We start from the raw sequence: 23,026 nt of genomic DNA on the forward strand, positions 1-23,026 counted from the left end.
GCCTAGGCCGAGTGGCCTTTAATCGGAGCCTGTGACAGTTTCAAGAACGCGGCCCGCGAGCGGCTTGGTGATCTTCACCCGGCCGGCAAGTGCTTCCCGGTCGATGGCATCCACGGCCCTCAAAGCAACCTCCAGCGACCGTTCCATGCGCACGACCAGATAATCCACAACACCGATATCAACGGCGATCTGCCGGTCTGCAAAGAGCTTGACCAGAACCCGTCGCAGCAGATCGTCATCCGGCTCAAGCACTTCGACCGGTGTTGCCGCGCGCAACCGTGACAACAGATCCGGCAAGGATATCTTCCAGGACGCCGGCCATGTGCGGCTGGTGATCAAAACCGTCTTGCCCGCCTGACGCGCCGCGTTCAGCAAATGAAACAGGGCTGTGTTGTTGACGCCGCGATGCGCATCTTCAACGACGCAGGCGGGTGCTGAAACAAGCGCGGAGACGCCAGCCTCGGTCAAATCCCGGGCCTGAATCACTTCCGCACCGGTCTCATCACGGAAGGCCTCGACCAGGTGCGTTTTCCCCGAACCGACAGGACCTGCGAGGATGATGACCGGCGACGGCCAATCCGGCCAGCGCTCCAGGAGCTCAAACGCGGCCTGGTTGGATTTGCCCACAAGGTAGTCTTCACGGCCAAGGGCAGCATCATGCGGCAAATCCAGGGGCAATTGGCGCGGTGTTTCCGCCATCTTTACTCGTCTACTCGTTTGCTCCCTCTTGGGAGGCGGTGTCCTCAGGCCCGATTTTACTCAATCGGCGGCTCCCGGTGTAAACCGGGCTCGCTAGGTACTGCTTCAGCGCAAAACGTGCAAGCACGCCAATCATGGCCGCTGCCGGAACTGCAATCAACATCCCCACGAATCCAAAGAGATATCCAAAGGCAAACAGCGCGAACATGAGCGTCACTGGATGAAGGCCTGTGCTGTTTCCAACCAGTTTCGGCTGGAGGATATTTCCTTCAAGAAACTGACCGACGGCAAAAATTGCACCGATAACAAGGATCATCGGCCATTCCGGCCAGAATTGCACGACCCCGACCCCCATGGAGACAATGAACCCGAGTCCCGCACCGACAAACGGGATAAAGCTGACGAGGCCTGCGCCCATTCCGATCAAAAGACCAAAATTCAGCCCGGCAACGGCGAGCGCGATGGCATAAAACGCGCCAAGCAAAAGACAGACAGACAATTGCCCGCGAACAAAACCGGCAACAGCGCCATCCATCTCGCGGGCAAGACCGCGGATTTCCTCAAGATGATCGCGCGGCAGCCAGCCGTCGATCTTTGCGATCATATGATCCCAGTCGAGCAGCAGGTAGAACGCTACGACGGGCGTGATAACGAACAGAGACAAGATCGAAAGAAGCGCTTGCCCGCCGCTCCAGACAGACTGCGCCAGTTTGCCGACAAATGCCGCGCCCTGCCCCACCATTTCGGCCATGCTTGCTTGAAGATCTGCAAGATTGATCCCGGCAGCTTCGGCAAGACGCTGACCCATTTGCTCGTTCACCAGCCCCTGAAGCTGGCGCACCAGCTCCGGAAAGCGCTCAAGAAACGATGCCAGCTGGTTTCCGAGGACCGGCAGCAGCAAGATAAAAAACAGAATGAGCAGGAAGACGAACGCCAGCAGAATCGTAAATGTCGCCCAAAGACGCCCCATGCCGAGCTTTTCCAGCCGGTCGCACACCGGATCGAGCAGGTAAGCAACGGCAGCGCCAGCCACAAACGGCAGCAAGACGCCTGAAAACACATAGAGAAACGCGCAGAAAGCGAACAGGGAAATCAGCCAGAACTGGATCTGACGGCGCAATGTCATGTGTCGGTTTCCTTGTTCCGAATACGGCCCGCCGATTGCACGGTAAGCAATCCTGTGCCCGGCACTCTCTCGTTGTGTGCAGTTAGGATGCCAGGGGTAGAGAGGTCAAGAGCCCGCCATTTGCCGGTGACTTCACCCGCCCGGCTCTTGTTTTCTGAAGCCCCAGGCTGTAAGCGCAGCAGGCAAAGCCAACCGCAGCCAGCTTTGGAGCGCCTCATGAGCCAATCGTCTTCTTCCGGTTCCAACGGTTTGACCTATGCCGATGCCGGGGTCGACATCGACGCTGGCAATGCTCTGGTCGATCGGATCAAGCCGCTGGTCAAGGCAACTTCCCGCCCTGGTGCAGACAGTGATATTGGCGGTTTTGGCGGTCTCTTCGATCTTAAGGGCGCCGGGTTTGCCGATCCGGTTCTGGTGGCCGCCAATGACGGCGTTGGCACCAAGCTGAAGATCGCGATTGAAACGGGCCAGCACCGCACCGTCGGGATCGATCTGGTTGCCATGTGCGTCAATGATCTGATCGTTCAGGGCGCTGAGCCTCTGTTTTTCCTCGACTATTTTGCAACCGGCGCGCTGGATGTCGACACGGCCACCGATGTGGTCGCCGGTATTGCCGATGGCTGCAGGATGGCGGGTGCTGCCCTGATTGGCGGTGAAACGGCTGAAATGCCGGGCATGTATGCCGCAGGCGACTATGACCTTGCAGGTTTTTCCGTCGGCGCTGTGGAGCGCGGCGAAATCCTGCCGCGCAAGGATGTGGCTGACGGCGATGTGCTGCTTGGTCTCACATCCTCCGGGGTTCATTCCAACGGTTATTCGATGGTGCGCAAGATCGTCGAGCTTTCCGGGCTAGAGTGGTCTGCATCGGCGCCGTTCGCAGAAGGCCAGACCCTTGGCGAGGCGTTGATGGTTCCGACCAAAATCTACGTCAAGCCGCTGCTTGCGGCCCTGAAAGAAACCAGCGGCATCAAGGCGCTCGCGCACATCACCGGCGGGGGACTGCCGGAGAACCTGCCGCGCGTCCTGCCAAAAGGATCTTCTGCGCGCATCGATCTTTCCAGGATCTCCGTGCCGCCGGTTTTCTCCTGGCTTGCCGAAAAAGGCGGTGTTGCGGAAGCTGAAATGCTGCGCACCTTCAACTGCGGCATCGGCATGGTTGTTGTGGTCGCAGGCGATGAAGCCGCAGCGGTCTCTGCTGCGCTGGAAAGAGCCGGTGAAACCGTTGTCGAAATCGGCCGGATTGAAACAGCTGGCAGCAGCCCCGTCCTGTTTGACGGCGCACTCAAGCTTTAACCCGCCAACACTGATCCGAAAGCCATAATCCGAAACCGGGGGCCTGCCATCATGAGCCGCAAAAAGACCGCCATTTTGATATCCGGCCGCGGCTCAAACATGGGCGCCTTGATTTCCGCGGCCATGGATCCGGCTTTTCCGGCAGAGATTTCGCTGGTCATTTCCAACCGACCAGACGCCAAAGGCCTTGAGCGGGCTGAGGAGTTCGGGATTAAAACAGCGGTTGTCGACCACACGGAATTCGGCGGCGACAGGCAAGCCTTTGAGCACGCTGTCGATGAGGTCCTCAAAGCAGCCAGGATCGATCTCGTCGCCCTTGCCGGCTTCATGCGGATCCTATCGCCGTACCTTGTCAACGCTTGGGCGGGCCGGATGATCAACATTCACCCGGCCTTGCTGCCGTCTTTCAAGGGCCTTGCCACCCACGAACGGGCGCTTGAAGAAGGCGTCAAACTGCACGGCGCGACGGTCCATTTTGTTTCCGCCGAAATGGACGACGGACCGATCATCACACAAGGCGCCGTTCCGGTTCTCGATCAGGACACGCCCGACAGCCTCGCGGCCCGTGTTTTGGACGTGGAACACAAGATCTACCCCAAAGCCCTGCAGCTGGTGGCGTCCGGAAAAGCCAAGATCAAGGGCGGCACCAAAGTCGCCACCGGCGATACCGAGGACACCGCTGCACCACTGATCTGGCCTTAACCCCTCACCGCACTCCGATTTGCTCCATGGAAATCTCGCGTCCAAAGACCCGTTCGGCGTTCTTGTAGGCGAGTTTTTCGGCGATCTCGCGCGGGAACTGGGAGAGCCACAGGCGGTTCATGTCCATGATCGCCGAATAGTTCTCCCACTGGCTGTTCACCCAGGTGTCACTACCGATCATCAAACGATCCTGGAAATCGAGAATGATCTCCACCCATTCAGGGCTGAGTTTGTCGCCCGGTCCGGCAATTTCCCATTCCCTTAAAGAGGTGTCGGCGAGAAGATCCGGAAATTCCTCCATCAGCGCGTAGACCTCTGCCGCCGGCGCGGAAAGGCCGGCATGCGCCCAGATGATCTTCACATCCGGGTCCAGCCCATAGAGCCAGCGGATCGGTTCCGCGCCGGAGTGAACGTGCAAGTAGATGTCCCGGTCCTTCGCCATCTTGATGATCTTGCGGAAGAGCGGCTCATCAGATGTGTCTAGACGGTGGATGTGAAATTCACCTATGCCCTCGTGCGGATAAGTCTCAAGACGCGCCTCCAGGTAGGCGTCCATCCCCTCCGTCTTGGTCCAATTGGAAGACCCGGCAGCGCCGTGATAGGGCCGAAGCTCGGGGACGATGCGATTGGGGGCATATTCCCAGAGCATGATCGTGCCTTCATCCGGCGTGGACGACACCAAAGCCATGGCGACCCCGTTTTCGTCCATCAGTTCGATGATGGTTTCGACCGGGAACCTTTGCCATGCCGGTTCCTTGTAATGGACATGCGCATCAAACAGTGGAACATCCTTGATCGCTGCACCGATTGGCGGCCCGTCCGGCCCGGCTGCATGTGCCGTTGAAAATGCGCCGAGCGCCAGGATGGCAGTGGCAGTCGATTTGAAACCCAAAACGTGTTCTCCCGGCGTTATCAATCTGGCCCTGCAGTATAGAGCCCCGACAAGATGCCGAAAGACGCACCGCGTTCGAAAAACATTTCTCCCCGTTTCACTGAACTGCCGCGGGATGACAAAATTGATTGCCTGCGCTATACAGTCAATATACAGTCAATTTGGAAAGTGATCGACAATGACCGACTGGTGCCCTGACCTCAGCCACAGCGCAGCGCCCCGCTATCTTGCGCTTGCCGACAGCATCGAGGAGGACATTGCATCGGGTGTCTTGAAAACCGGAGACCGGCTGCCTGCACAGCGGCGGCTGGCCGTTCAGCTCGGGCTCGACTTCACCACGGTTGCTCGAGGTTATAATGAAGCGCGCCGCAGAGGCGTGATCTCCTCGCTCGTCGGCAGCGGCACATTTGTCTCAGGTGGCACGAACACGCTCCCGATCGGCATGCTGCCGCAAAATCCAACGCGCTTGGCACCTCCCGATTTTTCCATGAACCTACCGCCTGAGCCGGGTGCCGCCGGCCTTCAGGCAAAGATGCAGGAGAGCCTGGCCGCTCTCTCTGCCGATCTTCCAGCCCTGATGCGCTATCAGACGGTTGAGAGCTCAGAGCAAGACGTGAAGGCGGCCAGCCTCTGGCTGCACCAGGCAGGTGTATCGCCAGATCCGGATCGCCTTCTGATCGCTCCGGGTGCCCAGGCAGCACTGGCCGCTATCCTCACGATACTGACCAGCCCAAGCGATCATATCGCGTGCGAGAGTATCACCTATCCGGGCGTCCGGTCCCTCGCCGCTCAAATGGGCCTAAGACTGACCGGGCTGGACATGGACAACGATGGAATCCTGCCGGATGCGTTTGAAAAGGCTTGCAAAACAGGTGATCTGAAAGCGCTTTACCTCAATCCAACAATCCAAAACCCGACCACGTACACGATACCGGAGGAACGACGCCGTGCTATCGCCAATATCGCGGCCCTGTATGGTGTGCCGATCCTGGAAGATGATCCGTACAGCCCCCTGCTCCCTTCTGCGCCATCGCCGCTGGCGGCACTCAGCCCCCAAAACACATGGTACATCGGCTCCTTGTCGAAGACACTCGGCGCGGGACTGCGCCTTGCCTACGTACAAGCACCGGTCAAAAAAGCCGGCTGGCAAGTCTCCCGCGCACTGCGCACCGGCCAGGTGATGCCCACCCCGCTCACCGTTGCACTTGCGACGCGCTGGATCATCGACGGAACAGCGGCCGAAATCTGCGCGGCTGTCGCAAGCGAAAGCGCGGAGCGGCAAAAACTTGCCGCGCACCATTTTCAGGCCCTACCGCATAGCGCCGACCCGAACGGCTTTCATATCTGGCTCACGCTCAAAAACGGCTGGACCCGTTCTAGCTTTGCAAGCCAGCTGCGCAGCCTTGAGATCGGCGTGACGGAAAGTGATGCTTTCACAGTTACCGGGTCGTCGCCGGAGGCCGTACGCCTGTGTCTGGGTGGTCCGATCCAGCGCACCACTTTGAACACGGCACTGGAGACGATCGCCAGCCTTCTGGACAGCTCCCCGGAACAGGCGTCCGCCTATTTCTGACCGGCACTGTTCACAGCGGAACCAAAATGCCGCACCAACGCTGCTTGCGAAATGATTTCAACTTTGCGATATTGACTGCAGACAAAATGACGTCAATTTTTAAATTGACTGCATATAGCGGTCCGGTAAAGCCCCGGCCGGAAAGGCTTCAAACATGAGCACACAGCATCAATGGCCCAAGCTGCCTCCGCTTCAAACCGGCGTCCGTGGCCGCTGCCCCCGGTGCGGTGAAGGCAAGATTTTTGATGGCTTCCTCACCATGGCCAAGGGCTGCAAGGTGTGCGGTCTGGACTACAGCTTTGCCGACCCGGCCGACGGCCCTGCCTTTTTCGTCATTTGCTTTGGCTGCGTCCCCGCAGTGGCCTTCGGCATCTGGCTGGAAATCGCGTTTACCGCGCCTTACTGGGTCCACCTCGTTACGACCCTTCCGCTGATCCTCTTGACCTGCATTCCCATGCTGAGACCGCTCAAGGGCTGGCTGATAGCAAGTCAGTATTTCTACAAGGCCCAGGAAGGACGCCTGGTAACGGCCGATGACGCCGAACCGGACGCCAACTCGGCGAGCAACGCGACGGGCTAAAAAGACCCTACGAGCCCGCATGGCACAGCGATTCCAAAGACGGTCATGCAGCGCGGTGTAACCGCGTCTCCTACGATTTCAACACGATCGGGAATGCCGCCTCGATACCTACTCACTGGCATCGAACCGGCTGAACCGCCCATCCGGCCCCGCCCCACCCCTCAATCCCGAGGGAGGGGGCCGGACGGGATTTCAGACTTTGTGGACCCTAATGCCCACCACCGGCCAGTCCGACACCGGTGACCAAAGCAATCCAAACTTTAATCCGCAGCCCCCAAGCCTTGATGATCCCGAGCCCGCTCAACACATGGCCGGCCAGGCCATGACCAAAATTGCGATCATAGGTCTGCACAATACATCCACTGCCGTTGACCAGAAGCTGCTCGTGTTCCGGGTGAACCATCTCAAGGAGCACCGTGACTTCGCCTCGGACCGAAAACTGGGAAGGTTCCAGCAAACGGCCGGTTGCTGTTATCTGACCCGCCGCGATCTCCGGCTGGATCCCAGCAATTCGCGCAGGAAGAACGGAATCGACCATTGCAACATTGAAGTTTGTGTCACATGCAACCTCTGCAGGCATGCCAACATAAAGGACCGATCGAGCCACCTGAGAGAAGCCGGCAAGGACACGCCTTGGGTGTTCCGGATCCCGGTCCGGTATGATGATCATGGCCGGGTTGGTCGCGATCTGTGACGCGCGGGCTCCCACATGCAGGGTCAATTGATCGATCATTCCGTCCACCTGAGAGCGGACAACGGTTTTCTCGAGTTCCACTTGCGCCTGCTTTAACGCCGCCTCGGCACTGGCCCGCTGAGCTGGGACAACCTCTTCAAGCTGAAGGTTTGCCTCATCAAGCATCGCCTGAGCCTGGGAGACCTTGGCCTGAGCCGCATCCCTGTCGGCAACGGCCGCTTCATAACGGGTCGCCGTATAAGCAGCAGACTGGCGGACCCTCAGCTCCTCCTGATCTTCAAAGACCTCGATGGCCTGCTGCAACACCGCCTCTTCCCGATCCAGAGAGGCCTGCGCGGACCGAACCTGCGCTTGCGCAAGAGCAAAAGCCTTGTCAATTTCAGCAAGCTTCAGTTCGGCAGTCCGAACCGCAGCCTGTTCCGTTTCGTCGCTCACGGTAAAGAGAACCTGTCCCGGCTCCACCCTGGTTCCGTTGTCGACGGAAATCTTGGTCACGGTACCGCCATTCTCGCTGACAACGGGTACTGTTCGGAACGGTACAAACCCCGTGTAGGACTTTGGATAATAATAAAAGACGGTGAAGAACACTGCGAACGCCAATGCCAACCAGGCAAAGAGCGCAATGTGAACATTGTAGAGTGTGATCGGAATGCCGCGCCAGCGCAAATAAAGGATCCGCAGGACGAACGGGATTGAGGTAACGGTCAACTCAATCATTGCCAGTTCCTCCTTTGGATGTGTCAGAAGGTTTTACTGGTGATGGGGGCGGCGTATCTGGCCGTTCAAGTTCTAGATTATCAGACTCTCCTGTCACCGTTTGGCCGGAGGCTTGTTTGGGTGCGGTTCGGACCCGTTTTCCATCCCGGTCGTGCTCACCAAGATGCTCATGCTGCAGCTCTTCGAGCATGATTCCCTCAAGCTCCCCCTTCAGCGTGTGTTCTTTCATCGGCTCAAACCAGAGCATCAGATCCCGTGCGAGAGCCGTCGCAATCAAGGAAAGCGGCAGGAGAATACTGAAATGGCTCAAAGGCGGGAAAATCTCGTACGCAAACGCAATCATCAAGAGGGTCGGAATTGTGGTCTGAAGGGGTGTTCCTTCATTGTGCTTCTCCGCGAACCGATCGAACCGCGCGTACATATGGAAGACAGCAAACAACAAGAGAAACAGGAGCACGAGTGCAGAAAACGCCGTGGTGTCCGTCTCACCGGGGCTTGACCACCATGGAACTGTCTGCCCCGCGACATCAGACGATGATGCCCTGGCCGGAATTGAAGGCAGTGCAATAAAAAGCAGTAAAAATGCCCTGCAAATCAGTTGGCTTGGTTTCATATAGTGCCACTCCAATCAGATAAAAAACGTTCAGTATGAAATCGGTGAGCCGCGCCCCCTGGGCCTTTCTAGACAAAAACTCTAACAGTTTGAAAATCAAGGTCATCCCTGATCACTTTTGAAGTTCAACGACCCGCCCATCGGCCCACATGTGCGCGCAGAAACCCATCCAGTCTCCATTGACCTCAAAAAAGGTGTTATCAGGTGATCGAGGTGGGCCGCCGTAACACTGATTGTTTGACGAAAGCCTTTGGAGATTTTCCCTAGACCGCCCGCACCCACACGGCTGTGTCGTGATAGGCTGCGCCGCCATAAGGGGCGACCGGGTCGGCACCGGTAAGCGTGTTGATGCCGCGGCCATCTTCAAAAGCCTCGTTCGGCCAAATGCCTTCCGAAATCACCGTGCCTGGCGCAACCGCTTCGACATACCGCGCGTGCAGCGTGACTGCGCCGCGCGCATTGCCCATCTTCACTTTGGCACCGTCACCAATCCCGTATTTCTCGGCATCCTCCGGCCTGAGCCAGACTTCCGGTCGGCCTTCCTTTTTGCGCGAGCCGTCGGTCTCGTTGAAGCTGGAATTCAGGAACGAGCGCGCCGGCGCTGTCACCAGCCGCAGCGGGCATTGTTCGTTTGCGGCTTCAATTGCATCCCACTGATCCGGAAATTCGGGCATCTGCTGCCACGGACCGAAGGGATCGCCAGCTGGCTTATTGGGGGCAGCAGAGCGGCCCCAGTTCGGTTTAAAATGAAATTTCTGGTCCGAGTGACCAAAGCCGTTCAGGTAATGCGCCTCGGCAAAATCGGGCTGCAGATCGATCCACTTGTTTGCTTCCAAATCCTGCAATGTGCCATAGCCTGAGTTTTCCAGCATCCAGGCGATATGGTCGCGCGCGCTCTTCTCAAATCCTTCATGAGGTTTTGAATCAACGCGTGCTGCGATCTCGTTCAAAACAAACAGGTTTTCCTTCGGCCCTTCAGGTGGCTCGACCACCTTTGGACCAAGCAGAAGATACTGATGGCCGCCGCCTTTATAGATATCGTCGTGCTCGAGGAATTGCGTTGCCGGCAGGACGATATCCGCCATTTCGGCGGTTTCCGTCATAAACTGCTCGTGGACGACGGTGAAGAGATCCTCACGCTCGAACCCCTTGCGCACAAGCTCTTGTTCCGGGGCGACCGACATCGGGTTGGTGTTCTGGATCAGCATGGCCTTGACCGGAGGCCCGCCCAACAACGCGTCCTGATCACTGGTCAGAATACGCCCAATGAGGCTTTGATCCAGCGTCCGGACAGATAGATTGATCAGGCTGTTCGCCTCGATCATCTCCTTGTTCAGTTGGTAGATCGCCCCGTTGTTGTGAAAGGCACCGCCGCCCTCAACTTGCCAGGCGCCGGTGACCGCTGCGATGGAGGCGGCCGCATGCATGGCCACCGCGCCGTTGCGTGCGCGGGTGAACCCGTAGCCGAGACGGAAGAATGTCTTCTTGACCTCACCGATCATCCGGGCAATCTCTTCGATTTGAGCCACCTCAAGACCGGTGATCGCGGCTGCCCACTCTGGTGTCCGCGTTTGAAGATGTGATTCCAGTTCCTTCGGGAAGTCCGTGTATTTGCTCAGATAATCCCAATCGGCAAAACCATCCCGGAAGAGCACATGCATGATCGCACAGGCAAGTGCGGCATCGGTCCCCGGTTTCAAGATCAGTCCAACATCCGCCTGTTTCATGGTCTCGGTCTTGTAGACGTCGATGACAATGATCTTGGCCCCGCGCGCCTTTCGAGCCGCAATCGCGTGGGTCATGACGTTGACCTGCGTTGCAACCGCATTGGTACCCCAGATCACGATTTGGTCTGAGACGGCCATTTCGCGCGGGTCAGGCCCGGCAAGTTTGCCGGTGCCTGCGACATATCCGGTCCAAGCCATGTTGGTGCAGAAGCTGTCGAACTGGCGGGAGTAGCCCTTGGCATGGCGCAGGCGGTGAATGCTGTCGCGCTGCACGAGCCCCATGGTCCCGGCATAGTGATACGGCCAAACGCTCTCGGCGCCGAATTCGGCTTCTGCTTCCAGGAACTTTTGGGCAATCAGGTCGAGTGCGGTGTCCCAAGAGATTTCCTCAAACCGCCCTTCCCCTTTCTTGCCGACCCGCCGCAAGGGCTTCAGCAAGCGCTCGGGGTGATACAGCCGCTCGGCGTAACGGGCGACCTTTGCGCAGATAACACCTGCGGTATAGGCATTGTCCTTGGCGCCATTCAGCCGCTTCACATCGCCATTGGGATAGAAATGAACATCCAGCGCGCAGGTGGAGGGGCAATCATGTGGACAGGCGGAAAAGGCAGATTTTGGCGGCTGCTGCGTCATGGATCATTCCGGTCTTTGAACACGAGCGATCCTTATCCCTTTTCGCGCGCACAACCGTCAAGCACAGCTTTGTTCGGGTGACATTTGCGAGAGAACAGTCCCGGATGGGTTAGCGCAATTTGATACGCGCATCACGATCGTGCCATTTGGTCTGAAATTCCTCGGCACTGACCACACCATCCTTGTTTTCGTCCATCAGGTCGACCCAGGTGCCCGAATTCGACATGAATTCACCGGCTGACACTTTGCCGTCGCCGTCCACATCGTTCAGGTCGAGCCCCATCAACATGGACGTATCTTCGGACCCGGAACCTGCCCCGGTTTTCGCGTTGACTGTAAACTCGTCGCTATCCAGAAAGCCATCCTTGTTGGTGTCAAGCTTTGCAAACAGAGCTTGCCTGCGCTTTTCGGCTTCTTCGAGGGAGACAGCGCCGTCGTTGTTTACATCCCATCGTTCCAGAAAACTGGCCCCGGCCTCATCAGCCGCCTGAACATGCGTTGCGCCCAACACGCCCGCAAAGAGTGCCGGCAAAAAAATTGATTTCATAATAGCCCCCAGACTCAATCCGTGGGCAGAGCACACTGTCCAAAGATGACAAAGGTGCGCATGCCCACGCACCCTTGTCTCCTTATTCAGCTGCCACCGCAAGGGCCCCGGCCACCTTGTCCGCGTTGACCATGGCGTGGCCCTGCCCCTGGAGGTGGCGGGCGATGACCGCCCTGAAGGAACCGGGGCCGATGCCCGCCTTGTGCCTGGATTAGCGTCAGGGCCACTCCGCTGTTGTCCGCCATTGCCGTGAAATCGATTGTCGGCACATTGCTTTCGGGATCAGCTGCAAGCTCTGCAAACTGGCTTTCGGCATCATCAACTCCCCCATCCGCGCGGCGTTTCAAGCGCTTGAAACTGCTGTCCGCAGATCCCATCCAACAGCGCGGAATGTAAGGAAAACTGTCTGTCAGGACGTAGTGATAGGTACCGTTCGGATATTCCGGGGTAACGGCGAACCGGCCGTTGCACTGGTCCAGATCCCCCGCCCCTGCCACATAGGCCCAGTCCTGGGTGAATTTGCCATTGTATCGCCCGCCAGGCCCGCTCGACCGGGTTCCGCTCTTGATCCGGTAACTGCTTTTCAGCTTCTTCACCGCCGACGTCTGCTCAGGGTTTGAATAGCCATAGGGCCCATAGATCGGAAAGCCATCCGCTGCCCAGCCGATCAGCGCGGGAGTGGAGTTGCCGCCTTCAGAGGCCAGAACGCCGGTCGGAATGCCATGATAGTGGTAGGTCCCATCCGGCTGCACATGGGCATTGTATTTATCGAGCCCCAGCTTGCAGGCCCCGCCCAGTGCCTCATAATTCCACCCCGAACGGCGATCATTCTGCCAGTATTCTGCCGTACCTGGATCCATAACCACGCCGTTGATCGCAATGCCGAACACAGCCCCTTGGGCGTTTGACGCACGGCCGGTCTTGCGGGGAGTAAGCGGAACCTTGAGATTGTAGTTTTTTTTGGAAATCGAATGCGGATTGTTCCGGTTTGGAAAGGTGCCTGGCTTTTTGATCGGATAGCCATTGGCGCGAATCCGCCGTGTGTTGCCGTCAACGGTGATATCCGCCGAGGCCTCGGCACCAGGAACCAGAAGCTCCAGAAGTTCATCGCCCAGATGTCGATGCTCCAGCGCTTCTTCACCTGTCAAAGGCGCCGAACTGTCGTGCGCTGCGGCTGGTGAGGCAGCCAGTGCACACACGAGAAATGCCGTTGTGCGCATTTCCAAGTCTCCCGTGTCGTGGGGTCTGTAGACATTTGGGATTTGGCCTTGGTTTGGCTCAAGGGGCGCCAGTTCAAGAAGAAAAGGCGCGGGAAGGATACCCCTTTCAAGCCTTTGCGACGCCGAAATGAGCCCTTTGAGCCAAATCCGCTCCGGACGCGGTGAATTTCGGCCTCGCGGGCGTCGAAAAGTCCTTGTGGTGTGCGGGCACCACCGCAGACTTTCCTTCTACTCGAGGGCCGGAATTCAACACGCGCCAAGACCGAAACCCAAATGTCTACAGACCCAAAGCCCAAGACACGCTCAATATGACTGCATCGTCAAGCAGATGCTGTCCTAAACCGGTATGGAAGTGTAACGGAATGTAACGGTGGCGCTTTTCACGCCTTCGCCGTCCCGGCCTTACGCCGGGACCGGAAACGCATCGGCAACTCCTCGGCCCCGGGTTTCCGTTTCGCTGCACCAGGGGTGACCCGCGGGCGAGCGCCGAATGGGAAAGGCCGCACGAGGGTAAGCTGGCGATGGCTAGCCCAACCGCCAGGCAGTCATTCTTTCCACCCTTTGACAACGGGCTCATCGATGGATCCCGCCACCGAAAGACTCATAAAAACAATAAATTCATCGAGTTCACGCACATACACCGGAGACAAAGTTGGGGTGAACTGCGCGAAGAGGCGGTTCTGTTCAAACCGGATTGGATAAGAGGCGGATGGGCTGCTCGAACGGTCCACCGACATCTGACGTTCAATCTGTTTGCGGTCGGGAAACAGGACACTGTAGTTGCAGCCAAACGAACCGGATCGATCAAGGTCGACATAACGTCCCTTATCTGTTGAAATCACCGGGTGTATCGTGTCATAAACCGCATACCCGCCGATTGGTTCGCGTTGCCGCTCAGGCACATATCCGACGGGGCCCAGTCTCGGCGTCCTAGCCCCCCCCTGAATGGTATGAGTTCCCAAAATCGAAGCGACAATTCGCTGGAGTTTGTGTAGGCGCGACCATCCGTCGGAAGATCGGCAACCCAGTCTTCCAATCCGTCCACCATCGACCATTCCGCCCGCGCAATGCGCCATGCAGCAAAGCAAACAGCGTGAACTTCATGACCGTGGTTGGGGTTGCCGAATCGGTCCTTATATAGCTGGAGTTTTTGGGCAGCGTTTTGATCTCTTGGGAAGATGAAGGGGGTCAGGTCCGGGCTTTCGGTTTCGGCGCGCTTCTCCGACTCCCTAAACGCTTTTACGTCCACCTTGACTGGCGGATAGGCTTTGACGAATTCGACGTGACTATCGACACCGGACAAGGTCCGCTTGCTGACGTAGTACTCCATCTGATCGAGCGTTTGGTCGTCATTGATCCAGAGCACGGGCAGGATGGAGTCTGGTGGCAGAGAGTCGTGTTGATCGGTGAATGGCCGATCGAGGGACCGGCGCAGTTTCTTCGCGTCTTCTTCACGCTCTTCCGCCGTGGAGGACGCCCAGCGGCAGGCATGCACCACCGGCGTATAGACGGCCTCCCGCGTGCCCCCAACATAGGCGCCCATCAGCGACGGGTTTGTATAAGTCCCGCCGGACGTGACACTTGGAGCCACGGTCGATCCAGTCACCAACGTGCCCGTGCACTTGATCACCCGCTCGATGGTGACCGGCACACCATCGACCTTCACGTCGACACGGTAGCTGTAATAGACCGGATAGCGCGGGTCGTCTTGAACGCAGGCGGCCAGCAGGCCAGCCAAGAGGGTGAGAAAAACACTGCGGGACAACACGCGCACGCAACGCCACCTTTGAACAACAACAATGTAAAAACCCTACTGCACAACCTTTAAGGGTTACTCAATAGGATTGTCAAAACACCGGATGTTCCCGGCATCTGCCGTCTGCAACACGCCTCGGATGTCTCAATGAGCTCAGATCATTCGCACAGCGTCATCCCCGCCCCAGTGCGGGGATCTACTCGCTGCCAGAGCCTATGGGTTGGACCTCATCCTTTGCAGCTTGGCTTCACCCAATCGGTGCCTTAGGCACATCGCACAGGGAATTGGATCCCCGCACATTTCCGCTTCGCGGGGCGGGGATGACTTCAGAGAATGGACACGCCGCTTTTGACGCCATCCCACGCCTCCGCCGTCCCGGCCGTGCGCCGGGACCTGTCTCCAACATTCAAGTCTGGCCCCGGATCACGTCCGGGGCGGCGCGAGGGAGTGGCAAGAGGTTTTCCAAACACAAAAAGGGCCGGCCACTATTCGCGGCCAGCCCTTTCAAATTCAATCGACTAAAGAGAAATTAGCCGACCAGCTCGGTGCCGGAGAACCAGAAAGCGATTTCTTCTGCTGCTGTTTCCGGCGCATCGGAGCCGTGAACGGAGTTTTCGCCGATGGACAGAGCGAATTCCTTGCGGATGGTGCCTTCGTCAGCATCTGCCGGGTTGGTTGCGCCCATGACTTCACGGTTCTTCGCGATGGCGTTTTCACCTTCCAGAACCTGAACAACAGTCGGGCCGGAAGACATGAATTCAGTCAGTTCGCCGAAGAACGGACGCTCTTTGTGCACGGCGTAAAACGCTTCTGCTTCACGGATGGACATCCAAACGCGCTTGGAGGCAACAACGCGCAGGCCTGCGTCTTCGAACTTCTTGATGATGGCACCGGTCAGGTTGCGCTTGGTTGCGTCCGGCTTGATCATGGAAAACGTGCGTTCAATCGCCATAGTCTTGTCTTTCTCGATTTTGAGGAAAGGACCGGCAACACCGCCGTATCCTGCATCTTTTTGAAATTTCGCGGCCTTAATAACGGGGCCTTGCCCTGCCCGCAAGGGGGACATGGCATGACATTTTCATGTCGATGACCGTTTGCCTGCACCTTTTGCCCGCTGGCCATCAGTTGGATTGCCGCCTAATCTGGTGAATTCTCAATCGTGTCTGCCCAAAACAAGGTTCGCTGAATGCGCCAATTTCTGCCCCGTTTTCGTCCTTGGCTTTGGGCGCGCCGCGCAACAGTGGGATTGGTTTTGATTAGCGGGATTGTAGCTGTCGCGCCAACCACTGGGGTCCACGCCAACAGCTTCGCCACCCAGGACGCCCGGCTGGCAGAACTGCCTTCAGAAGATCTGCAAGACCTCTTGGTGTTTGTCGGCGGCAATGCGCTCTTTGCGGCCTATCACGAAGCCGGGCATATGCTGGTTTCCGAACTCAACATCCCGGTCCTTGGCCAGGAAGAAGACGCCGTCGACAATCTCGCGACCTTGTCTATGCTGGCTGCTGACGATGACGAGACGGATCTTCTGCTGATCAATGCGATGATCGGCTGGTTCCTGGTTGCCTCACTCGGCAGCGACGATCTTGTCTTTTACGGCGAACATGATCTCGATGAACAACGCGGCTACCGGATCTTGTGCCTGATGGTCGGCGCGGATGAAGACGCATTCCTGGATCTTGCCCGTGATCTTGATCTCCCGGAGGAGCGCATCGAGACCTGCGCCTTCGACTATGAGCAAACGGCAGCGTCCTGGGAGGCCGTTACCGATCCCTATCTCCGCGATGGCGATACACCGGCCGGCCGGATCACAATTGTGCACGAACCGGCCCCCAAGGGCCTGCAAAGCGTGGCCTTGTTCCTTCGGGAAGCGGAAATATTGGAACAGGTCGCCGATGAACTCGACACATTTTATGATTTGCCGGAACGTGTCACCTTCCGTGCGGCGAGCTGCGGGGTCGAAAATGCCTTTTGGGACCCAGGCACACGAGAAGTGATCTTGTGCCACGAATTTTTGGGCGGGCTGGCCGAGCTCTATCTCACCGATCTGAAGTACGACAATTAGGAAGTAATCCGTCCTCGCCCATTGTGTGCTCTTGCAGCTTTGCCACAGGTTGCAGCCTGCAGACCCGCCTCATCCGCTTTCCGCTTGCATCCGCTGCGCTGCTCGGCCATTGATCCGGCCCATGTTGCAAATATCGGATCTTACCTACCGGATCGGAGACCGTCTCCTGATCGACAAAGCCAGCGTAACCCTGCCCGCCAAGGCCAAGACCGGCCTTGTCGGCCGGAACGGGGCTGGCAAATCGACGCTTTTCAAGATCATCACCGGAGACCTTTCGTCGGAAACCGGTTCTGTCCAGATCCCGAAACGCGCCCGCATCGGCCAGGTGGCCCAGGAGGCGCCAGGCACGGAACACACCTTGATGGAAGTGGTGCTCGCCGCCGATACGGAACGGACAAAACTGTTAGCCGAAGCAGAAACTGAGACCGATCCGGACCGGATCGCAGAAATCCATACCCGGCTTGCCGACATTGGTGCGCATACGGCCGAAGCGCGGGCGGGAGCCATTTTGTCCGGTCTCGGCTTTGACGCCGCCGCCCAGCAACGGCCCTGCTCGGCCTTTTCCGGCGGCTGGCGCATGCGGGTGGCGCTCGCTGCGGTTCTGTTCTCCGAGCCGGATCTGTTGCTGCTTGACGAGCCGACCAACTATCTGGATCTGGAGGGAACGCTTTGGCTGGAAAACTATGTCGCGCGCTATCCGCACCAGGTGCTGCTGATCTCCCACGACCGGGATCTTCTGAACAAGGCCGTGGACAGCATCGTGCATCTCGACCGGGGCAAGATGACCTATTACTCCGGCGGCTATGACAGCTTTGACCGGCAGCGGCGTGAAGCGATGATCCTTCAAGAAAAAGCCAAGGAGAAACAGGACGCCCAGCGCAAGCACATGCAGGCGTTTGTTGACCGCTTCCGCTACAAGGCCTCCAAAGCCCGCCAGGCACAGGCCCGGCTGAAAATGCTGGAAAGGATGGAGCCGATAGCGGCGCTGACGGAAGAAAGCTCCAAGCCGATCCATTTCCCCGATCCCGATGGCCGTCTCGCCCCGCCGATCATCAAGCTGGAAGGTGTCTCAACCGGGTATGGCGACACCAAGATCCTGTCCCGCCTGACACTGAACATCGACACCGACGACCGGATCGCTCTGCTTGGTGCCAACGGCAACGGCAAGTCGACCTTTGCCAAGCTGATTTCCAACCGGCTCGGCGCCATGGACGGGGAAATCACCAAGGCAACCAAGCTGAAGATTGCCTTTTTCGCCCAGCATCAGCTCGATGAACTGCGCCCGGAAGAAAGCGCGGTCGCTCATGTGCGCGCCCTGATGCCGGACGCCCCGGAAGCCAAGGTCCGCGCCCGCGTTGCCCGCTTTGGTCTGCCGACCGACCGCCAGGAAACACCGGCAAAGGACCTTTCAGGGGGTGAAAAGGCCCGGCTGTTGCTTGGACTTGCAACCTTCGACGGCCCGCATCTCCTCATTCTCGATGAGCCGACCAACCACCTCGACATCGACAGCCGCGAAGCGCTGGTCATGGCCTTGAACGAGTATCAGGGCGCGGTCGTTCTCATCAGCCACGACCGGCATCTGGTCGAAGCGTGCGCCGATCGGTTGTGGTTGGTGGCGGGCGGCAAGGTCGAGCCCTATGACGGCGACATGGAGGATTACAAACGTCTGATCCTGCAAGGCCCTGAAGCGGCACAAAAAGCCCGCGACAAAGCTGCGGCGGCCGAGGCCGACGCGGCCAGCGCCCAGGAAAAACGCCGGGAATCTGCCCAAAAACGCAGCCAGTTGAAACCGCTGAAACAAAAGATCGATGCTGCGGAAAAAGAAATGGCGCGCCTGCAAGAAAAGATCGCCAAGATCGACGACATGCTTGCCGATCCGGAATTCTTCCAGACAGATCCCGAGCGCGCCGCCAAATTCGCCAAGGAACGCGCCTTTTGCGAAAAGAAGCTGGTCAAAACGGAAGAAGACTGGCTGGAACTGTCAGCGGAGTTTGAAGACGCGGGGTGAGTTCTCCGCTGCTTTCGTTCGAGCGGTGAATGATGTTCCGGTACCGCATTCCTCGTCGTGCCCGGACTTGATCCGGGCATCCATGCCGTGGCGTTTGCCATTCCGCACGACTTTTCGAGTGGACACCAAACGGCAAGAATCCCATGGTCGAGCCATGGAAGGGCCTTGGCGAAATGAGACGTTGTATGATCATCGAGATTTCTTGGATTTAGGAGACGCCGTGCTTCGTGCGTGTTATATGCTTTCATTTTTTTCGCTGGCCGCAGCGGCTCTGATTTCCATCTCCGCCGCGCGCGCAGACGACAAGCCGTTCTATTTTTGTACCGGTGACTATGTCGAAGAGATGCAGGCCAATGCGGTCCTCGTTCTGCGCGCAGACATGGCTGCAATCCAGCCGAAAGCCAAAAAAGACCTGAACTGCCAGCTTCCAGATGCCGATGAAACAACACTGCTGCGGCTGATTATTTCCGGCAAAAACGAAGATTTGGAAGCATCTCGACTGCAATACTGGACAGAGTTTCATATCGCGGACCAACCAAGTCCGGTCAGGATTATGGTCCTCTCAACTTTTTATCCAGATTGGCTGAAACGGAGTTACGAAGTTACCGGCCGTCTTTGTGGATACGAAACCCTTGATAATCGCCTTCAAAGACGTGCGAAGGTTGATCAGCAGCCATGCTCGTCCAAAAGTGACCTCTACTTCGGCCGGATGGACACAGGCCAATTGTTGGAAATCTTCTGTCAGCCGGGACATTCGGAATGCGTTCTGGCGGCCGATTTTGGCGGTTGGAACATCTCTGCAAAAGCGGACAAACAAGTGTTGCTGACTTATTGGCGTGAATTTTCCCGCGCCTTTACCGACGAAATCACCAATCGAGTTGTTCTGAACTTCACGCCCGACGGATGTGAAGGAGACGCCTGCGCCCTGCTGGAACGACTGATCAGACAGAAATAGGCGACTCCCGCCCTTCGTCACCCCGGATCGGGGTCCGGGGATGACGGTGGGTGTGTTGAGAGGCCTTGGCCTCTCGTACTTAGGCCTCATCCTTAACAAAACCTTGCCGCAAAGCCTCAAATCCTCCTCATCCGGCACACGTGATTTTGACCGCGCTGCCTTATGGTTCTCGCGCAATGGGATCGGCCGCTGCCAAGCGGCCTTGGGATGAGGCGAGACAACAGTGCGCGAAAAAATCACCACGCTGGGGTTTGATGCCGATGACACGCTTTGGCACAACGAGCATCTCTTCCGGCTGACGGAAGACCGGTTTGCCGAGTTGCTGGCTGATTACACCGATCCGCAAGGCCTGAAGGACCGGCTGCTGGCGGCGGAAAAGCGCAACATCCTGCACTATGGCTACGGCATCAAGAGCTTTACCCTGTCAATGATCGAGACCGCGATAGAGGTCACCGACCGCAGGGTGCCGGCCAGTGTGGTGGCGCAGGTCCTGGACGCCGGACGGGAGATCTTGAGCGAACCGGCAACGCCCCTGCCCTACGTGCTGGAAACGCTGAAGGCAGTCAAAGGCCGCTACAGGTTGATCATGATCACCAAGGGCGATTTGTTCGATCAGGAGCGTAAGGCCACCGGGTCGGGGCTCGACCGCTATTTTGACGCTCTGGAGATCGTTTCCGAAAAGACACCGGAGACTTACGAGACGCTGTTCCAGCGCCACGGCACGGGGGCGCAAGAGGCCATGATGATTGGCAACTCGCTGAAGTCTGATGTGCTGCCGGCGCTCGCCGCGGGCTCTTTTGGAACGCATGTGCCTTTCGGCCAGACGCGGGCGCTCGAAGAAGCCGATGTTCCGGAGGCCTCCGAGCGTTTTTACCAGATCGACCATATCGGCAAGGTGCCGGAACTGCTGACTAAAATCGCCGCCTGACGGGCAAAGGCTTTTGAAAGAGCCTTCCCCTGTTCTCTGCGGTCATCCCCGCCTTGTGCGGGGATCCATTGGCACCCGTGTCCGCGGGAACGCGTACAAACTGAGTGGCAATTCTTTATCCGAACAACAAATCGGAATGCGCGGAGCAGTGGATTGGATCCCCGAATGAATCGGGGATGACCGGTGTCCTGTGTTACCGCACTGTGCCTAATCAAACGCTGCAAAAGCACGATGCTGGAATCGAAGACGGCAAGTTCGCTTTAGCTCAATCGTCCTTTTCGACCGGACCGCCCTGTTTGACCCAGTCGGCAAAGCCATCGGTAATGTGAGCGGCCTCAAACCCCATGGATTTCAGGGTCGCAACTGTCAGCGCCGAGCGCCAGCCGGCGGCGCAGTGGAAGACGAACTTCTTGTCCTCACCGAAAATCTCCTTGAAATAGGGACTTTCCGGATCGACCCAGAATTCGGTCATGCCGCGCGGACAGTGAAAGCTGCCCGGGATATAGCCGGAGTGCTTGCGCTCACGGATGTCCCGGAGATCGACGAATTGCACGCGTGGGTCCTCAACAAGCGCAATGGCTTCCTTCGCATCGATTTCCTCGATTTGCGCCCGCGCCTGGGTGACAAGCTCGGCAGATGAGATTTTCAAGTTTTTCGGCATACCGCCTCCCTAGGCCGTGTTGACGAATTGGAGATGCATTTCGCCGGGATTTGCATCGTTCAAGATCAAGGAAATCCGGTGAAGGTGATGCTTGCGCATCATCAAGACGGATTTGCGCTGGAATTGAGCAATGCAAACACGGCCCAAAGGGTGAGGCAAGTGCCAGCGATCTGGCACCGCCGATCCCTTGACCGTATATCGTTACGCTCTGCTGGACCGTCGCCGCCATATCTTGGCACTTGTCTCACGAAATACGTCTCCAATTCGTCCACACGGCCTAGATTTTTCGTTCGAACACTGCCCGGACATGCGGAATGATCCGGCCCGGACGTTCAATTTCATAAAACTCTTCCCGGACCATTTTCAGACCTAAGGTTTCAAAACGCCGCCATTCGGATGGCTTCATCGGCCATGGCGGCCCCTGAGCCTCTCCGTCTTCATCCTGGCTACGGTTGATCAGAAGCAGTCGTCCCCCAGGGGCCACCAGACCGGCCATGACCTCAATCGCCTTGGTGCGCAAATCGCCATCAAGCGCCTGAATGGTGTAGCACTCCTGAACCAGATCAAACGCGCCGTGCCACTCGTCCGGCAACTGAAAGAGGTCTGCGGCGCGGTAGGAAACAGAACTGTCCGGAAACCGCTTTTGCGCCCACAAAATAGCGTCTTTTGACAGATCGAACGCTTCCGTTTTGTAGCCTGCCGCTGCAAGCGCCTCCGCATTGTCGCCAAGGCCGCAGCCGATATCTATGGCGCGTTTGCCATTCCCTGGATTATCCGCAAGCCATTCGACGATCGCCTGCTTTGGTGCCAAATCCGCCCAGGGAACAGCGGCCGGATCGCCGCCAGCTTCGCGGTAAACCGTATGGAACCAGGCCAACCGGTCATCGGCAGCGCCGCCCTTGGCGCCGGTCAGTTCGTCAATCCGGTCCCGCGCCGCATCCCGGCGCGCCATAAATGCACTGTCGGAGTGAACCGTCTTGTCGCTCATGCCTTGCGCTCCCAGCCACCTGCTTCCGTTTGCTGCCAATAAGCGATCTGGAAACCGGAAGATTTTGCTTCCTTCCAGCGCATCCGCGCCTCTTCGACCGCCCCCTGATCATTGCCGTCAAACATGTAGATTGCGCGTTTGTAAGCATCGAGCGCCGGTGGTGCGGCCCGGTCCACGAGAAACCGCACATCCGCCTCGTTCGGATTGTCCTGCTCGCAGGTCAGGTAGATCGGCTGATGTTCTGCATAACCATCGGCCTTGGTCCCGTGCGGCAGGAAGCTGTCGTCCTGATATGTCCACAAATGTGCATCGAGCGCATTGCAAAGCTCCTGGGATCCGGTTTGCACGACCACTTTCCAGTCGCGGTCCAGACACTTTTGAAGAAGCTCCGGCAGGGCCAACTCCACCGGCTTGTGCAAGAGATGATAAAAGACAACTTCAACGCTCATAAGGTTTCAACAACACCTTTTTGAAGACCCACAATCAGTCACCATGCACAGCACTATCATGCGCTGGCGGTCATAAGTGATGCAGCTCGGCCACAGGAGGGACGGCAAATTGCATCCACACGAATCCGACCGTGGACACCTTAGCCGAGTCGTTGCATTAACCTTCCGAAAATAACCGTTCGTTAGGCTTACCGCCGGGGACG

General features: G+C 57.8%; 22 protein-coding genes. 8 read left to right on the forward strand and 14 right to left on the reverse strand.

The window, feature by feature from the left end:
* Nucleotides 1–18: 18 nt before the first annotated feature.
* Nucleotides 19–699: a hypothetical protein gene (locus tag ACQY4Z_RS02070; protein WP_428526238.1), complete on the reverse strand. Its 681-nt coding sequence runs from the start codon at nt 697–699 to the stop codon at nt 19–21.
* A 10-nt stretch (nt 700–709) separates the two neighbouring features.
* Entirely contained in the window at nt 710–1,825 is a 1,116-nt protein-coding gene (locus ACQY4Z_RS02075) for an AI-2E family transporter (protein ID WP_306146919.1), read from the reverse strand.
* Between the two features lie 216 nt (nt 1,826–2,041).
* Here ACQY4Z_RS02075 and purM point away from each other — a divergent pair, with 216 nt between their 5' ends.
* Together purM and purN are read left to right on the forward strand one after the other, a co-directional pair.
* Complete coding sequence (gene purM / locus ACQY4Z_RS02080; RefSeq protein ID WP_428526240.1) at nt 2,042–3,118, forward strand: phosphoribosylformylglycinamidine cyclo-ligase; 1,077 nt, start codon at nt 2,042–2,044, stop codon at nt 3,116–3,118.
* 51 nt (nt 3,119–3,169) lie between these two features.
* Entirely contained in the window at nt 3,170–3,820 is a 651-nt protein-coding gene (gene purN, locus ACQY4Z_RS02085) for a phosphoribosylglycinamide formyltransferase (RefSeq protein ID WP_428526242.1), read from the forward strand.
* A gap of 4 nt (nt 3,821–3,824) precedes the next feature.
* On the opposite strand, the gene ACQY4Z_RS02090 is transcribed toward purN, so the two are convergent.
* Nucleotides 3,825–4,712, reverse strand: coding sequence for an amidohydrolase family protein (locus ACQY4Z_RS02090; RefSeq protein ID WP_428526244.1), 888 nt, complete (start codon nt 4,710–4,712; stop codon nt 3,825–3,827).
* 178 nt (nt 4,713–4,890) lie between these two features.
* Here ACQY4Z_RS02090 and ACQY4Z_RS02095 point away from each other — a divergent pair, with 178 nt between their 5' ends.
* Nucleotides 4,891–6,285: a PLP-dependent aminotransferase family protein gene (locus ACQY4Z_RS02095; RefSeq protein ID WP_428526246.1), complete on the forward strand. Its 1,395-nt coding sequence runs from the start codon at nt 4,891–4,893 to the stop codon at nt 6,283–6,285.
* 154 nt (nt 6,286–6,439) lie between these two features.
* Nucleotides 6,440–6,865, forward strand: coding sequence for a DUF983 domain-containing protein (locus ACQY4Z_RS02100; RefSeq protein ID WP_428526248.1), 426 nt, complete (start codon nt 6,440–6,442; stop codon nt 6,863–6,865).
* A gap of 208 nt (nt 6,866–7,073) precedes the next feature.
* On the opposite strand, the gene ACQY4Z_RS02105 is transcribed toward ACQY4Z_RS02100, so the two are convergent.
* From ACQY4Z_RS02105 to ndk, 8 genes are all read right to left on the reverse strand, one after another.
* Entirely contained in the window at nt 7,074–8,276 is a 1,203-nt protein-coding gene (locus ACQY4Z_RS02105) for an HlyD family secretion protein (RefSeq protein WP_428526250.1), read from the reverse strand.
* Complete coding sequence (locus ACQY4Z_RS02110; RefSeq protein ID WP_428526252.1) at nt 8,269–8,733, reverse strand: hypothetical protein; 465 nt, start codon at nt 8,731–8,733, stop codon at nt 8,269–8,271. Before ACQY4Z_RS02110 ends, ACQY4Z_RS02105 begins: the two co-directional genes overlap by 8 nt.
* Nucleotides 8,734–9,152: 419 nt before the next feature.
* A complete protein-coding gene (locus tag ACQY4Z_RS02115) occupies nt 9,153–11,249 on the reverse strand; it encodes a molybdopterin-containing oxidoreductase family protein (protein ID WP_428526254.1) in 2,097 nt (698 codons plus the stop codon).
* Nucleotides 11,250–11,358: 109 nt separating this feature from the next.
* The gene (locus ACQY4Z_RS02120) at nt 11,359–11,796 is read right to left on the reverse strand and encodes an EF-hand domain-containing protein (RefSeq protein ID WP_428526256.1); all 438 of its coding nucleotides are present in this window, start codon (nt 11,794–11,796) and stop codon (nt 11,359–11,361) included.
* Nucleotides 11,797–11,882: 86 nt separating this feature from the next.
* Complete coding sequence (locus ACQY4Z_RS02125; RefSeq protein ID WP_428526258.1) at nt 11,883–13,016, reverse strand: YHYH protein; 1,134 nt, start codon at nt 13,014–13,016, stop codon at nt 11,883–11,885.
* A gap of 545 nt (nt 13,017–13,561) precedes the next feature.
* Entirely contained in the window at nt 13,562–13,858 is a 297-nt protein-coding gene (locus tag ACQY4Z_RS02130) for a hypothetical protein (protein WP_428526260.1), read from the reverse strand.
* Nucleotides 13,855–14,790 (reverse strand): hypothetical protein, encoded by a 936-nt coding sequence (locus ACQY4Z_RS02135; protein WP_428526262.1) that lies wholly within the window; start codon nt 14,788–14,790, stop codon nt 13,855–13,857. The genes ACQY4Z_RS02130 and ACQY4Z_RS02135 overlap by 4 nt, the downstream gene beginning before the upstream one ends.
* A 511-nt stretch (nt 14,791–15,301) precedes the next feature.
* A complete protein-coding gene (ndk, locus tag ACQY4Z_RS02140) occupies nt 15,302–15,724 on the reverse strand; it encodes a nucleoside-diphosphate kinase (RefSeq protein WP_133950293.1) in 423 nt (140 codons plus the stop codon).
* Nucleotides 15,725–16,024: 300 nt separating this feature from the next.
* Between ndk and ACQY4Z_RS02145 the strand changes: the two genes are divergently transcribed.
* From ACQY4Z_RS02145 to ACQY4Z_RS02160, 4 genes are all read left to right on the forward strand, one after another.
* A complete protein-coding gene (locus ACQY4Z_RS02145; protein WP_428526264.1) occupies nt 16,025–16,834 on the forward strand; it encodes a DUF4344 domain-containing metallopeptidase in 810 nt (269 codons plus the stop codon).
* A gap of 121 nt (nt 16,835–16,955) precedes the next feature.
* Nucleotides 16,956–18,842, forward strand: coding sequence for an ABC-F family ATP-binding cassette domain-containing protein (locus tag ACQY4Z_RS02150; protein WP_428526266.1), 1,887 nt, complete (start codon nt 16,956–16,958; stop codon nt 18,840–18,842).
* 82 nt (nt 18,843–18,924) lie between these two features.
* The gene (locus ACQY4Z_RS02155) at nt 18,925–19,797 is read left to right on the forward strand and encodes a hypothetical protein (protein WP_428526268.1); all 873 of its coding nucleotides are present in this window, start codon (nt 18,925–18,927) and stop codon (nt 19,795–19,797) included.
* Nucleotides 19,798–20,020: 223 nt separating this feature from the next.
* Complete coding sequence (locus ACQY4Z_RS02160; protein ID WP_428526270.1) at nt 20,021–20,725, forward strand: HAD family hydrolase; 705 nt, start codon at nt 20,021–20,023, stop codon at nt 20,723–20,725.
* Between the two features lie 265 nt (nt 20,726–20,990).
* On the opposite strand, the gene ACQY4Z_RS02165 is transcribed toward ACQY4Z_RS02160, so the two are convergent.
* From ACQY4Z_RS02165 to ACQY4Z_RS02175, 3 genes are all read right to left on the reverse strand, one after another.
* Nucleotides 20,991–21,386 (reverse strand): rhodanese-like domain-containing protein, encoded by a 396-nt coding sequence (locus ACQY4Z_RS02165; protein WP_428526272.1) that lies wholly within the window; start codon nt 21,384–21,386, stop codon nt 20,991–20,993.
* Nucleotides 21,387–21,663: 277 nt separating this feature from the next.
* Entirely contained in the window at nt 21,664–22,374 is a 711-nt protein-coding gene (locus ACQY4Z_RS02170) for a class I SAM-dependent methyltransferase (RefSeq protein WP_428526274.1), read from the reverse strand.
* The gene (locus ACQY4Z_RS02175; protein WP_428526276.1) at nt 22,371–22,823 is read right to left on the reverse strand and encodes a DNA polymerase III subunit chi; all 453 of its coding nucleotides are present in this window, start codon (nt 22,821–22,823) and stop codon (nt 22,371–22,373) included. Before ACQY4Z_RS02175 ends, ACQY4Z_RS02170 begins: the two co-directional genes overlap by 4 nt.
* Nucleotides 22,824–23,026 lie beyond the last annotated feature (203 nt).

The organism is Roseibium sp., assembly GCF_965276855.1.
Lineage (GTDB): Bacteria > Pseudomonadota > Alphaproteobacteria > Rhizobiales > Stappiaceae > Roseibium.